Source organism: Campylobacter sp. CCUG 57310 (genome assembly GCF_013201975.1).
GTDB lineage: Bacteria > Campylobacterota > Campylobacteria > Campylobacterales > Campylobacteraceae > Campylobacter_A > Campylobacter_A canis.
The window spans coordinates 838,868-853,194 of record NZ_CP053845.1 but is presented as its reverse complement, the minus strand read 5'-3'; the positions used below and the strand labels follow the sequence as shown (position 1 = coordinate 853,194).

The 14,327-nt window shown below is 39.0% G+C and carries 15 protein-coding genes; all 15 read right to left on the bottom strand.

The window, feature by feature from the left end; translation table 11 throughout:
- Nucleotides 1–51 precede the first annotated feature (51 nt).
- On the bottom strand, nt 52–342 hold the full coding sequence (locus CORI_RS04275) for a metal-sulfur cluster assembly factor (protein WP_173030949.1): 291 nt from the start codon (nt 340–342) through the stop codon (nt 52–54).
- Nucleotides 332–1,513, bottom strand: coding sequence for a peptidase M50 (locus CORI_RS04270; RefSeq protein ID WP_173030948.1), 1,182 nt, complete (start codon nt 1,511–1,513; stop codon nt 332–334). Before CORI_RS04270 ends, CORI_RS04275 begins: the two co-directional genes overlap by 11 nt.
- On the bottom strand, nt 1,514–1,861 hold the full coding sequence (locus CORI_RS04265) for a hypothetical protein (RefSeq protein ID WP_173030947.1): 348 nt from the start codon (nt 1,859–1,861) through the stop codon (nt 1,514–1,516).
- 171 nt (nt 1,862–2,032) lie between these two features.
- Complete coding sequence (gene purH, locus CORI_RS04260) at nt 2,033–3,565, bottom strand: bifunctional phosphoribosylaminoimidazolecarboxamide formyltransferase/IMP cyclohydrolase (RefSeq protein WP_173030946.1); 1,533 nt, start codon at nt 3,563–3,565, stop codon at nt 2,033–2,035.
- A complete protein-coding gene (locus tag CORI_RS04255; RefSeq protein ID WP_173030945.1) occupies nt 3,537–4,046 on the bottom strand; it encodes a GNAT family N-acetyltransferase in 510 nt (169 codons plus the stop codon). Before CORI_RS04255 ends, purH begins: the two co-directional genes overlap by 29 nt.
- Nucleotides 4,033–4,797: a TerB family tellurite resistance protein gene (locus CORI_RS04250; protein WP_173030944.1), complete on the bottom strand. Its 765-nt coding sequence runs from the start codon at nt 4,795–4,797 to the stop codon at nt 4,033–4,035. Before CORI_RS04250 ends, CORI_RS04255 begins: the two co-directional genes overlap by 14 nt.
- An 8-nt stretch (nt 4,798–4,805) precedes the next feature.
- Complete coding sequence (locus CORI_RS04245) at nt 4,806–5,864, bottom strand: hypothetical protein (RefSeq protein WP_173030943.1); 1,059 nt, start codon at nt 5,862–5,864, stop codon at nt 4,806–4,808.
- Nucleotides 5,830–8,025 carry a phosphoribosylformylglycinamidine synthase subunit PurL gene (gene purL / locus CORI_RS04240; RefSeq protein ID WP_173030942.1) on the bottom strand — a complete coding sequence of 732 codons (2,196 nt, stop codon included), beginning with the start codon at nt 8,023–8,025 and terminating at the stop codon, nt 5,830–5,832. Before purL ends, CORI_RS04245 begins: the two co-directional genes overlap by 35 nt.
- Before the next feature lie 405 nt (nt 8,026–8,430).
- Nucleotides 8,431–9,282 carry a CPBP family intramembrane glutamic endopeptidase gene (locus CORI_RS04235; protein ID WP_173030941.1) on the bottom strand — a complete coding sequence of 284 codons (852 nt, stop codon included), beginning with the start codon at nt 9,280–9,282 and terminating at the stop codon, nt 8,431–8,433.
- Nucleotides 9,283–9,357: 75 nt separating this feature from the next.
- Nucleotides 9,358–10,683: a tRNA uridine-5-carboxymethylaminomethyl(34) synthesis GTPase MnmE gene (gene mnmE, locus CORI_RS04230; protein ID WP_173030940.1), complete on the bottom strand. Its 1,326-nt coding sequence runs from the start codon at nt 10,681–10,683 to the stop codon at nt 9,358–9,360.
- Complete coding sequence (locus CORI_RS04225) at nt 10,676–11,848, bottom strand: Jag N-terminal domain-containing protein (RefSeq protein WP_173030939.1); 1,173 nt, start codon at nt 11,846–11,848, stop codon at nt 10,676–10,678. Before CORI_RS04225 ends, mnmE begins: the two co-directional genes overlap by 8 nt.
- Nucleotides 11,848–13,410, bottom strand: coding sequence for a membrane protein insertase YidC (gene yidC / locus CORI_RS04220; protein ID WP_173030938.1), 1,563 nt, complete (start codon nt 13,408–13,410; stop codon nt 11,848–11,850). Before yidC ends, CORI_RS04225 begins: the two co-directional genes overlap by 1 nt.
- Nucleotides 13,410–13,748: a membrane protein insertion efficiency factor YidD gene (yidD, locus tag CORI_RS04215; RefSeq protein WP_173031931.1), complete on the bottom strand. Its 339-nt coding sequence runs from the start codon at nt 13,746–13,748 to the stop codon at nt 13,410–13,412. Before yidD ends, yidC begins: the two co-directional genes overlap by 1 nt.
- Complete coding sequence (gene rnpA / locus CORI_RS04210) at nt 13,748–14,083, bottom strand: ribonuclease P protein component (RefSeq protein ID WP_173031932.1); 336 nt, start codon at nt 14,081–14,083, stop codon at nt 13,748–13,750. Before rnpA ends, yidD begins: the two co-directional genes overlap by 1 nt.
- Nucleotides 14,071–14,205, bottom strand: a complete 135-nt coding sequence (gene rpmH, locus CORI_RS04205) for a 50S ribosomal protein L34 (RefSeq protein WP_002940373.1) — start codon at nt 14,203–14,205, stop codon at nt 14,071–14,073. The genes rnpA and rpmH overlap by 13 nt, the downstream gene beginning before the upstream one ends.
- Nucleotides 14,206–14,327 lie beyond the last annotated feature (122 nt).

Genomic DNA, 14,327 nt, shown 5'->3' with positions numbered 1-14,327 from the left:
TAGCCCAAATTTAATATATGAGACAAATTTGGGCCATTAAATGCTTATATGTCATGCTCCAAGAGCCGCTTTTACCTCATCGCTTGCCATTGAGATATTCCAAGCCGGCTCCCAGACTAAATTTATCTCGCACTCTTTTACACCCTCAACTCCAAGCGTTGCATTTTCAACCCAACCCAAGATGAGTTCGTGAAGTGGGCAAGAACGCGTTGAAAGCGTCATCGTAACAACTGCCCTGCCATCATTTTCCTCAACATCATATATAAGCCCCAAAGACACTATATCAAATCCCACTTCAGGATCAACTATATTTGAAAGCGCCTTATAAATTTTATCCTTCATTTTGAACTCCGAATTTAGTATATTTAAAAAAGTTTATTACATTAACCACAACTAGCACTACGCTCAATGCAAGACAAATTTGACTTAGCAAATTTAAGCCACCAAAATAAGCCGCAACCGAAGCCGTCTGAAGTGCCAAAGATAAATTTGCCACCCACTTTATCATCATATCATCAAGCAAAGGCACCTTGACCTTGCCTACAAATTTCGCTACATAGTGATACCATATCAAAAACGGCATAATCTTATAAAGATGTCCGACAATAAAGGCATATAAAAATCCAAAAGTAAGCGTAAATACGGCAAATTCTATTTTTTCAAGAGCTATGCAAACTATGCAGACAAAGAGCCAAACAAGAGCAAAAAAGACATTTAAATTCCAGTAGTCATAAGCCTTTCTAACTCTTTTTTTAAGTATCAAAAGAGCTTCAATCAAAAAGCAAATCACACTCAAAGTTATCAAAACAAAAGTTATCTCAAGGCTAAATTTAAGCGCCACGCCGCCAGCCAAAAATAGTGCTATAGATAGCTTGCTAAGATAAAATTTAAGATCATGCACAAGAGCAAACATAGGCAAAAGCACGCTTGCAACGCCTACTATGATCAAAAATATAAAACCAAGCACAAAGTAGATGTGATAGTGCAAAACAAGCTCAAAATCAAGCGCAAATTTACCTGATAGTATCAAGATAAGTATAAATCCAAGCACTACTCCCACAAGCAAAAACAGAGCCGAGATAAGCAGCGCAACCACAGCCAAACCACCCTTTTTAGCGCCTAAAAAGCTAAGCGCGTAAGTAACGGTAAAAAAGAGCAGCGCGATAAATAAAATCCCACCTCCGGCATGGATAAGCGCCATTTTCTCAAGATACATCCCAAGACTGAGCACCAAAACGCCTGCCGCATATAAGAACAAATTTAAAAAAGCAAATTTTATAGTGAAAAACGCCTTTTCAAGTATAACTGACGTAAGCTGATAGAGCGCGCCGATGATGATGCTCATTACAAAGCCAACAAGATATACGTGGAAAAATCCGGCGGTTTTAAGGCTTGTAAGAGCATTTAAATCAACTCCGAAAAATACAAACACGCTTGCAAGCAGGAGCAAAATCCCCACGATAAAGTATCCGCCTACCAGACTAAACGGCGGAGCAAATGTATTTAGTAGCATTTAGCCACCGCATTTTACGTTTGTATCTAGCGTTTGTGCGCTTGCACCGTCTTTTAGGCTGATTATTACCTTTACCTCTTCGCCTTCAAGTTTTTCGTGCGAGATGTCGTAGTTTTGCTCGATCTTTGGGATGAGAGCGACGGGATAGTGGTGATTTATCATCATTACTTTAGCTTTGCTGTCTGCTATCAAATTTAAAGCCACAAGAGCATTTACCATAGGCTCAGGCGGCACGCATTTGCGCGAGTCAAACCCGATATACTCCACTCCATCTTCGCTAAATTTATAAAAAGGCAGCGTTGCGCCCTCTACTTTGATCTCGGTTGCGTTTTTGAAAAATTCATTCATTTTTTATCCTTGTTTAAAATTTAGGATAATTATACTCTGTTATTTAGTGTGAAAATCTTGATTTAGTTCAAGGTATGTTTGATTTATGGGGCAAATATTTAATTTAACAAAGCAAATTTAAGCCGCTTTCCCTTAAAAAGCTTGGCTTAAATTCACTAACTTATTTAATTCTTAATGTAAAAAGTGCCTAACTCCGGTAAAGTATAGCGCCATTCCATGCTCGTTTGCAGCCTGCACAACCTCATCATCACGGATACTACCGCCCGGCTCTATGATGGCTTTTACGCCTACTTCAGAAGCGATATCTATACTATCTCTAAACGGGAAAAACGCCTCGCTAGCAAGCGCGCATCCGTTTAGATCAATGCCTAGATCTCTAGCCTTGTTTACCGCAGCCCTTGCGGCATCCACACGACTTGTCATACCCATACCGATAGCAACCATGGCTGAATTTTTCACATAAACCACGCAGTTGCTCTTAGTAAGTGCAGCCACCTTCCAAGCTATCTCAAGGTCTCTTAGCTCATCTTTGCTCGCCTCGCGCGTTGTTTGTAGTTTCATGTTTTCTAGCTCGCTAGGCCTAACCTCGTCACTTTCTTGGAAGACAAATCCGCCGTCAATATGCTTAAAGTCGTATTTGTCGTTTGCTCTTGTTAGGAATTTATTTCCCTGAGAGAAAATTTTGATACGTTTTTTAGACTCAAACACTTTAAGCGCTTCTTCATCGACGTTTGCAGCGATTATCACTTCGACGAAAATTTCATTTATCTTTTCGGCTAAAGCCTTATCAAAAGTTCCGTTTATCGCCACAACTCCGCCGTAAGCCGAGATAGGATCGCATTTTAGCGCTTCGGTGTAGCTTTCAAGCAGGCTTGATTTCACCGCAAAGCCGCAAGCGTTTGCGTGCTTGACGATAGCTACCGCAGGCGCCTCATCAAAGCTACTTGCAAGCATCAAAGCCGCGTTTATATCAGTCATATTATTAAAACTTGCTTCGCCCTTTAATGCTTTAAAGTTATTGCTAAAGAAATAATCAAACTCATACAAAGCGCCTTTTTGGTGCGGGTTTTCACCATATCTTGTGTCAAACACCTTGCTAGCGGAAATAAACTTCATCTCGCCAAAGCCGCCGTTAAACCGCTCATTCATATAGTTTGCTATCATCGAGTCGTAAGCTGCGGTGTGCTCATAGGCTTTTATCATTAGCGAGCGTCTAAATTCGAGCGCATTTTCTCCGTTTCTTAAATTTTCAAGCACAGCCTCATAGTCAAGCGGACTGGTTACGATATATACGTCTTTAAAATTTTTAGCCGCACTTCGCACCATAGCAGGTCCACCGATATCGATATTTTCTATAATCTCTTCAAAGTCATCGGTGCGTATGGTAGTCTCTTTAAAAGGATACAAATTTACACAAACAAGATCAATCCCTCCGATAGAGTTTTGCTCGGCTTGCGCCACATGGCTTTTATCATCTCTTTTATGCAAAATTCCGCCGTGAATTTTAGGATGAAGAGTCTTTACCCTACCCTCAAACATCTCTGGACTATTTGTGTACTCGCTCACTTCAAGCGAATTTATGCCGCTTTGCACAAGCAACTTATGCGTCCCGCCCGTTGAAAGTATCTCAAAGCCAAGCGAAGCAAGCCCCTTGGCAAACTCCAAAACTCCTTCTTTATCGCTCACACTGATTAACGCTCTCATTTCCTCTCCTATTTTTGATATATCTTAAAATTTCAAGTTCGTTTAGCTCTTCATATCGCCTCGGCTCAAAGCTATAGTCTAGCTTGAAGCCAAATTTTTCATACATCTTAACCGCTATCTCAAGCTCTTTGTTTGTATATAGATAAATTTCATCAAAATTTTCATCACAAAATTTAATCGCCTCTTTTAAAAGCTCTCTTCCAATGCCTTGGTTTTGAAATTTTTCATCAACTATAAGCCACCTAAGTAGAGCCGCGTTTGCAATCTCATCAACGGCTATACAACCGACCAAAGCGCCGTCTTTTACGCAAGTAAATAGCTCTCGCTTGCCTCTTCCAAGACTTGCTACAAATTCGGCTATATCTTTAGCTATTTTTGTTTCAAAAGCCTTGCCAAGATCAAATCTTTTTGCGTAATATTTCGCATTAAGCGAGATTATATCGCCCACACAGCCGCTTGTGTAGCCTTTAGTTATTTGCACTGCTAGCCTTTATCTCCTCGTAAGCTTCATTAATCTCTTGAAGCTTTCTGGTTGAGCGCTCGATAATCTCCTCGCTCTCGCCCCTGCCCATCAAGATATCCGGATGATACTTTTTCACAAGCTCGCGGTAGCGCTTTTTAACATCGCCAAACGGTGCATTTTGTGGCAAATTTAATACTGTATATGGATTTTTCTTCTCGCTTTGAGAATTTGTGCCGTAACTTCTTTGCTCGGATTTTCTCTGGCTGTAAAATCCGTCAAATTTGGCAAACAAAGCCTCCAACACAGATCTATGGACTCTAAATCCTATAGCGATTTGCTCTATTATCTCTCGCTCTGAAGGAGAAAGCTCGCCGTCTATACAAGCCAAATTCAGTAAAAACGAAATTTTAGCTATCGTGGCGTCACTGCTTAGGTTAAATTTAAGATAATACTCGCGAGCTATCTTATATGTGTTGTTTAAATTCTCTTTTTCGGCATTGTAAATTTGCTTAAGCTCTTGCCTTTTTCTTACGTCTCCGCCTAGTTTTAAAGCGATATCATCAAGTATCTCGCTTACCAACTGAGCTTCTAGCTCATTTACTCTGCCGTCGCTTTTGGCAACCTTGGCAAGTAGGCTAACAAGATACTTCGCCTCTTCGAAAACAAACTGCTTTTTAAAGCCCGATAAAATTTGCGGACTCTGCATGAAACCCGAAGATAGGTAGTATATCAAGAGTATTACGGCGATGATTATCAGCAAATTTCCCATCTAAATTCTTACCAAAGGTGATAAATAGTATTTTTTAACTTGCCGTTAACAAGCTCGTTCTTGCGCCATGAGCTCTCATCGTTCATGACGTTCCAGCGGCGCTCATCAGGACGATAAAACCAGTCTTTATCTATTTGATAATATATCTGCTTGCCGTTTGCTTCGATGATATTTGCGATGTTGTTATCATGATAGCTGTTTTCATCAAAGTCCGTAAACGCCCTTTGCCCCATTTCCGAATAAAGCAAAGTAAGCTCTTGAAGCATCTCATTTAGCTCATCATCCATCTTTTTTACATGAAGCCCGATCTCTTCGGCCTCGCGAAAGAGTATCGGATACTCATGCGCAGGATAATCGCTATTTAGTCGCTCCGAAATTTTTTGAATTTTTTCATCGTCATTGATGTGATAACGCAAAATTTCACGACAAATTTTAAGCGAAAGCGAGCTGGCGCGATCTACCGCACCAAATACAAGCGGATGTATGTATTCATATAGGGATTTATACGGGTTTTCGTCTTTATCTTTTTCGTTTGTTTTCCATAGTTTTATCACGCGGCTTAGCTCATCCATCGACACGCTTACAAGCTCGTTGTTTTTATTTGTAGGGCTTAGTTCGTGCTTAAGCGAAGTATCAACGGGAGTTAGATACGCAAGCGGACCCATAACGATCTCATTTGCACCAAGCGCCATCATCGTAGCAGCCGAAGCGCAGTTTGCAGGCACGAGAGCGGTTATGTTTTTGCAGTAGTTTCTAAGCGTACTAATGATGCGAAGTGAGGCGATACCGCTACCGCCGTCGCTTTTGATAAACAAAAAGGCGTTTTGTATCTTTTTACCTTTTAAAATTTCATACATCGCACTTGCGTCGTTTCCGCATACGCTACCTGCGTTTGAGTTGTAGTAAGTGATGAGTGAACCGCCAAGCTTCGCCTCGATCGCCTTGATAAGCTGCTGCGTTTCGTTAAATAAAATAGGCGGCTTGGCTACATTTCTTTGATTCATTTTCTGCTCTCTTATATCCTCTTTTTCCTCAGTCTTCTTGTTTAATAACTCTAGCAAACTCATTAAAGTAAACCTCGCTTATATCTTTTAAATTTTCGCTCACGCCATCTATTTCAAATTTGCTTCCGCCCGTTAGGCCTATTTTGTTTACCTTAAGCCCAAATTTGCTTGCTAATTCACTAAATTTTGCCTCATCTTTTACGCCCACAACAGCTCGCGAAAAGCTCTCGTCAAATATCCATCTGCTATCGCTAAATTTACACTCACATCTTGCACCTATCTCGCTCATGCAAGCCATTTTAGCTAGCGTCATAGCTACTCCGCCCGTGCCAACTGAGTTTGCAAATTCCAAAATTCCTTCTTTGTTTGCCTCGATCACAAGATCCCAAAGCGCTCTTTCTTTTTTATAATCAATCTCTTTTAGTTCGCCACTAACCGAGTTGTATAAATTTTTCATATAAAGGCTTGCGGCAAATTCGCCTGTCGTTTCGCCTATCAGATATATCGGTGTACCCTCTTTTACAAAGACGCTCGGTAAATTTTTATGAGCGCTTTCATTTACGCCTACGCTTACGATAGCAGGTGTCGGATATACGCTTACGCCGTCCGTGTCGTTATAAAGGCTCACATTTCCGCTTACAACGGGAGTCATTAACTCTCGGCACGCCTCTTTTATGCCCTCGCAACCCTGCGCAAACTGCCACATAACTTCGGGATTTTCAGGATTTCCGTAGTTTAAGCAGTCGGTTATAGCAAGCGGCATAGCGCCACTCATAGCGACCTTTCGTCCGCTTAATGCAACCGCCATAGCAGAGCCTATCTTTGGATCTACGTAGTTGTGGCGAGGAGAGCACTCCATGCCCATAGCTATAGCTTTGCCGCTCTGCCTTACTCGAATCACGCTTGCGCCTAAATTTCCTGGCTGCTTGATCGTATTTGTCTGGATATTTGCATCGTATTGATCATAAATCAAAGATTTATTTAAGATATGCGGATCGCGAAGAAGCTTACCAAAAGCAGTTTTGTTATCAACTTTTTCAAATTTATCCAAATTTATATCTTTTATCTCGTCAAGATAAGCCGGCTTTTTCGTAGGACGATCAAGCACTGGAGCAGCCTGAGCAACAGGATCTATCGGAATTTCGCCTGCAAGCTCGCCATGCCAGTAAAGCTGCATCTTGCCGGTATCGGTTACCTCTCCTATGATCTCAGCGTCCAAGTCCCACTTCTTAAATATCTCTACAACCTTTTGCTCGTAGCCTTTTTTGGCACATATCAGCATTCTTTCTTGGCTTTCGCTAAGCATAAGCTCATAAGGCGTCATACCGCTTTCTCTCATCGGAACGCGGTCAAGATACATCTTCATACCGCTTCCGCTTCGCCCGGCCATCTCAAAGCTACTTGAAGTAAGGCCTGCTGCGCCCATATCCTGAATGCCTATGATATAATCTTGCTTAAATAGTTCCAGACACGCTTCAAGTAGAAGCTTTTCGGCAAACGGATCGCCCACCTGAACGGTCGGACGAAGTGATTTATTTTCATCGTTAAAGCTATCGCTTGCCATAACTGCTCCGCCAAGTCCGTCTCTGCCTGTTTTACTGCCTACGTATATGACGAGATTTCCTATACCCTCTGCCTTGCCGTAGAAAATTTCATCACTCTTGCAAAGCCCTAAAGCAAAGGCATTTACTAAAATATTTCCGTTAAAGCTTTCATCAAAGCTCACCTCTCCGCCTACAGTCGGAATGCCCATGCAGTTGCCATAGTGAGAAATTCCCGCTACTGTGCCTTTGACAAGATATCTTTGGTGGCGTGCTATACTTGAGCTTCCGTTAATCTGACCGAACCTAAGCGAGTTCATGTTCGCCACGACTCTTGCGCCCATGGTAAATACATCGCGCAAAATTCCGCCCACGCCAGTGGCTGCACCCTGATAAGGCTCGATAAAGCTTGGATGGTTATGACTCTCCATCTTAAATACGGCAGCAATTCCATCGCCCACATCTATAACGCCTGCGTTTTCGCCGGGACCTTGTAATACCCAAGGAGCTTTGGTCGGAAAACCGCTTAGGTATTTTTTGCTTGATTTGTAGCTGCAATGCTCGCTCCACATAGCAGAAAATATCCCAAGCTCAAGCAAATTCGGCTCACGCCCTAAAATTTTAAGAATATTTTCATACTCGCCGTCGCTAATTTTATGCGCTTTTATCGTAGCCTTATCCATTTTTTCTCCTATTTATTTTCTGATAACAAACCTAATAAAATGCCGATTTGTTTTCTTAAATCAGCAAAACCGTATCGTAAAATCTCGCCGAACACTAATGCTTCTCATCTTTCATAAACAGCTTTTTGTAAATTTGCCTTATATAGCGAAATGAATTCGCCCTTAATAAATTCTTAAAAACATCTGTTTATTAAAATCAGATAAAACAAAGCTCAAATTCCGATCAAACACTTTTTAAAATATGTAATTTTATTTTGATATTGTATTAAATTTTAATTTTATTATTCATTATAAACGGCTATAAAATATAAAATTTCAAAATTTACGCCATAAATTTAACTATTTTACTTTAGCAAGCATAAAAACATAATAAACCAAAATGCAGCTTTGATGCCGGCATAAATTTTATACTTTATACGCTCTTAAATTTGAGCTAAAAAACATCTCTTTTTCTTTCATCAAGACAAATATCGCCACAATCAGCAATATAGCTGTTTGTAGCACCTTACTATCGGGATGTGTCGCAAAAATTTCATTTGTAAGATTTGCAAAAAGATGAAAGATAACGGCAATAGTTATGTTTCTGCCCGTTTTAATATAAAGCCAATTCATCAAAATCACAAAAACAAACACGCTAGCTATAAAATTTAGCCCGTATAAAAGACCGCTATTTGATACGTTGCTATGATAATAGCCCTTTATGAAGGCTAACGGTAAATGCCAAATCGCCCAGTAAAATGCAAATATAATAGATGATACAAACAGATTAAATTTAGAGGTTAAAGCATCGGTTCCGTAACTATGCCACGCCAACTCTTCTATGATTGCAGCAAAGACAAGTATGAACCAAGCGTTAAAAAAGGCGGAATCAAAACTTGGATGAGCCACTATATGAAACTGCTCTACACTATATCCGAACAAAACAGATATAAGCTGAGCGAGTAAAAGAGCTGCACAGGTCATAAAAATAGCTAAGATAAGGTAAATTTTACCCACGCCCTTAAGGCTAAATCTATGCTTTAAATCCTTAAATTTAACTCCTTCACGCCAAAAGAGATAAAGTGCTATCAAACAAGGAGATATAAGTCCTAATAGACTTAAAATGCCTTGCAGGAAAGTTAAATTTAAAGAATTTGGCATATTGCTCAAATAAGCTGCGCTAAAGAAAAACATCCAAGGCAAAACAAGCGAAGCCGTGAAGAAAAACAAAGCCTTGTCGTATCTTATGGATGGTTTTAAAGTTCGTCTATTTTCCATAAATTTATTTTAAGTTGCTTTACAAATATAATACAAAAGCGAATTTATCCCAGTCTTAATAAATACTTTTTAAATTTATTTCCCAAGACAAAAGCTACTAAACATCTCATCAAGTATCTCGCCTCTTTCAAACGGCTTAGTTATAGAAGAAATTGAAGCTATTGCCGAATTTATCTCATAAGCAAAAAGCTCAAGTTCGCTTTCATTGAGCAAATTTAAAGCCCTTTTTATAGCTTTGCTTGCATTTTTGCAGCACTGAATTTGACGTGTCGAATTGAGCAGCACCTCATTTACATCCTGAGCGTCAAGATATACTTCAAGCTCTTTTACTATCTTTTCGGCGCTATTTTTAGCCGAAATTTCAAGCGGATCAGTTAAATTTGATGTGTCAAATTTAAGCTTCAAGTCGCATTTATTAAGTATGTAAAAAATCTTTTTTTGAGAATCTTTAAGCAAATTTATAATCTCAAAATCCTGTTCGTCAACCTCGTTTGAAGCATCAAAAACGGCAAGTATAATATCTGCTTCCTCAATCGCTTTTAAAGAGTGGGTTATGCCTATCTGCTCGATCTTACCTGCGTTTTTACGAATCCCTGCGGTATCTATAATGCGAATTAAATGAGTACCTATACTAAGACTTTCCTCTATGCGGTCGCGAGTGGTGCCTGCTTCATCGCTTATAATTGCTCGCTCATAATTTAGAAGTGAGTTTAAAATAGAGCTTTTGCCTACATTTGGCTTGCCGACGATTGCAACTTTAAAGCCTTCTATAAGCCCTTTGCGAGAATCGCTTATAGCTACTATTTTGCTTAATTTTTCGTGATTTAGCATTAACATATGCTTAATTTCGCTCATTAAATTTTCAGGAAGATCATCGTCTGCATAATCAATGCTAGTTTCAACAAAAGCAAGCGTTTTAACAAGCTCTTTTCTAATCTCGTCTGCAAATTTACCAAGATCGCCCCTCATAGCCCTAGCTATTATTTTAGCAGCACTTTCACTTCTTGCGTTTATTAAATTCTGTATGCTTTCAGCCTTGCTTAGATCCATCTTACCGTTAAGAAAAGCGCGTTTGCTAAATTCTCCCGGCTGTGCAAGTCTGGCTCCTAGTTTTATGAGACGTGAAAGGATCAAATTAGCCACTGCAAATCCGCCGTGAATCTGAAATTCCACAACATCCTCGCCCGTAAAGCTAGCAGGAGCTTTAAAGTACAAAAGTATCCCTTCGTCTATAAATTCATCATCCGAATAAATTTTAGCTAAAGTTGCAAATCTTGGTTTTAAGGTTTGAATATTTGTGAGTTTAAGGGCTAGGCTAAGCGCATTTTCGCCACTTAGCCTAACTATGCATATAGAGCCTACGCCATGAGCCGTAGCGATGGCTACGATTGTATCATTCATGCTTTTTAGCAAAATCGTTTATAACAATAAATTGTTTTCCGTGATCGCTCTTTACGGCTACATATTTGTTTGGAAATTTCTCGCGCAATTTCTCAAGTGCAATCTTAACTAAAATTCCGTCAAGCGGCTTAGTCTTAGCTTTGCCCGCACTTTGAACTTTCTCAATTACGCTTACTAAATACTGCTCAATAGCATCTTCTTGATTTTTTAAAAATTCAGCTATCTCAAGACGGACAAGAAGATTATATTTTGAATTTATCCAGTTATATATTAGATATGAGATTGCGTTATATCTATAACCTTCTTTGCCTATAAGAAGTGCGGCATCCTCTCCGTCAAGCTCAATCAAAACAGTCTCATCGTCAAATTTATCTACATCAATCTTGCTTATATCAAAGCAACTTACCGCAAATAGCCTATCTAGCCCGTCTTTTATCTCAGGCAAAACTTTTTGAATATCAGCTCTTGGCTTTTGCTCTTTTTGCTTACTTTCAATCTTTTGCTCATCATCTTTTATATCTTTATTAAAAGTATCTATTATCGAGGTGTCAAGTATGCTTTTAGGCTCCTCTTTTTTTACTTTAGGCTCTTTTATCTCAGTAATCTCATCTGTTTGAATCTCCAAATTTAAAGGCTCTCTCTCAACTTCCTCGTCGCTTTTAAATGCGTTATGAGATATATCAAAATTTTGATTTAAAGCGCTAGCCGTATCACTCTTTTGATCTCTCTCGGCTTTATTTGTACTTCCATTTTCGCTGTTTGAGCTTAGATTTTCTCCGTTTCTTTTTTCTTTTCTTTTTTTATTTCTATCTCGTCTTTTTTTATCGCTTGAGCCGTTTTGTTTATCACTATGATTTTCGGTTTTGTGAGCACTTTTTTCATCCTTATGCTTTTCACTTCCGTTAGAGTTGTTTGAGCCGTTAGAATTTTTACTTTTATGCTCTTCGTGTGCGCTTCGCTCTTTTTTGTCTCTATGTTTTTTAGAGCCATTTTTAGGCTTATCGTTCTCTCTTTCGGCTTCAATTATAGCCGTCTTTTTAAAAAACCCTAAAAACCCCATGCTTGGATTTTGAATAACTTTTATATCAAGCTCGGTTACGGAGCAGTTTAGCTCCTCTGCGGCCTTTCTAAAAGCCTCTTGCAGTGTTTTTGCTTCGATACGCATTATGCTTTTACCTCCGCTTTTTTATGCTTTTCAAATAGTTTATTTACAAAAATTTGCTGAATAACCGAACATACGTTATTTATAAACCAATACAGCGTAAGTCCCGCAGGGAACGTTACAAAGAAAAATGTAAATATTAAAGGCAGGAATTTCATAATTTTTTCTTGCATAGGATCGGTAAAATTCGTAGGCGTGAGCTTTTGCTGCAAAAACATAGTTATACCCATTAGTATCGGCAGAACGAAATATGGATCCATAACCGCAAGGTCTTTTACCCATAGTATCCAAGGTGCGGCTTTTAGCTCGATCGCGTTTAAAAGCACTCGGTAAATAGCAAAAAATATCGGAATTTGCATAAGTATCGGCAAGCATCCGCCCATAGGGTTTGCATTGTGCTTGCGATAAAGATCCATCATATGAGCATTTAGTTTTTGCGGATCGCCCTTATATTTAGCTTGCAACTCCTTGACTTTTGGCGCAAGCTCTTTTAGCTTGTTCATAGACAGCATTCCCTTATATGTTAGCGGGGATAAAACCAGCCTTATAGCAAGAGTAAGCACTACTATCGCCCAACCCCAGTTGCCGATATAATCGTGTAGCAAACTTAAAAATGCAAACATAGGTTTAGCTATAAAAGTAAACCAACCGTACTCTATAACATCGGTAAGCCTACTATCGATTGATTTTAAAATTTTATGATCTTTTGGACCGATATATCCGCTTGCTTTAAATTCACCGCTATTTTTTATAAATATTATCGCATTTTCGGCAGTATCTGTTGAAACAAGCACGTTTAACGGCTTATCAAAAGAGTAAAGCAAGCTTGTATAGTAGCGATCGCTTGCAGCGGCTATATTTGCGTCGCTAAACACTTCCGTGCCGTCCACATCGCCGTCTTCAAGTATCTTTAACTTATCATCTGCATATCTTATAAGAGCGCCGTGAACCGTGTAGTTATCCACAGCCACGCTTGGTCTAAAGCCCGGTGTTAAGAAGTATTCGCCTCCTGTTATCGCAAGGTCTAAATCATAATTTCCGGACGGATAAAAAGTAAGTTTTTTGGTTACGGTTGCGCCGTTTAAATTTTGCGTTAAAACAAGAGTTTGCTTATCGTTTGTTACGTCTATCACACTTGCGCTACTTGTGTAGTCGGTCTTAAAGGCCTGCTCGTTTAAATTTGTATCGGTAAATCTTATTTCAAGAGGCAAAAGCGTCTTTGAAGTAAGCTCAATCCTGCTTCCATCTCCATTTTTATATTTTTCGTCATTTAAATAAAATTTTGAAATTCTACCAAGGCTATCTATATGAGCTTCATAATGAGCTCCTTTAACCACGGCGATATTTTTTAGTTCATTTACCACAGGGGCTGGAGCACCTGCTGAATTTGAAGTAGAGGACGGTGCGGCTGAAGCATTTTGCGAAGCGCTTTGAGTAGCTACCGTTTTGTTTTGATCTAGTGGCAAATTTTTCGGTATAAAAAAATAATCATAAGCAATAAAAAAAGCAAAGGAGAGAAGAGTCGCCAATAAAACTCGCTTTTGCACTGAAAGTTTGTCTAACACTATATTTCCTTTAATGAGTCTAAAACTTTTACAACATAAAATTTATTCTCTTTGCATGGTATAAACCAAAAATTTATATTAAAATCCGAATTTTGGCTAAAAATAGAAAAAGAGTTAAATTTCTTACATATCACAGGGTAATCAATACCACCTTTAAATAGCTGATTGCAACGAAGAATTCGAAGAGTAACTGCAACAAATGCAGAAAAAAAATTATTGTTTTTAAAGTGCCAAGCAGCAAATTCCGAGCATGTTGGATAGTAGCGACACGTCTTAGGCGTCATTTTAGAAATATAACGTTGATAAAATTTGATTAAATACAGCGCCATTTCTCTTATCATTTCACACACCCAAGCTTTTTTAGAGCCCAACTGATGTTTTTTTGGATCTTTTGATATGAAGTATTTTCCAGACCTGCCTTTACAACCACTACATAAACACCGCTTGCAAGCTCATCTTTCATCTGAATAAAAACCGCCCGCAAAAGCCTTTTACAGCGATTACGAACAACTGCCTTGCCCACTTTTTTGCTAGCTACGATGGCTAGCTTCATTTCGGTTGAGGGCTTATAAAAAAGCGTAGCGTTTTCACAATACCACCTGCTCGCCTCTTTATAAACTGCCGAGAATTCCTTAGAGTCGCTTAAGGAACTAAATTTGACTAAGCCGCCAATCTTTTTCTGCCTTTTGCGCGTCTTGCATTGATAACTTTGCGTCCGTTTTTAGTCTTCATTCTTAAGCGAAAACCATGAGTGCGCTTTTTAGGTGTTTTATGAGGTTGATAAGTCCTTTTCATACCTTTTTCCTTTTTAAAATTTAATGATAAAGTCGTGATTTTAACAACAAATTACTTAAAATCCATTGAATAAAATTTGCAAGCCTTTTAAAAATAATTCAAATTAGGTGCTATAATTTTAA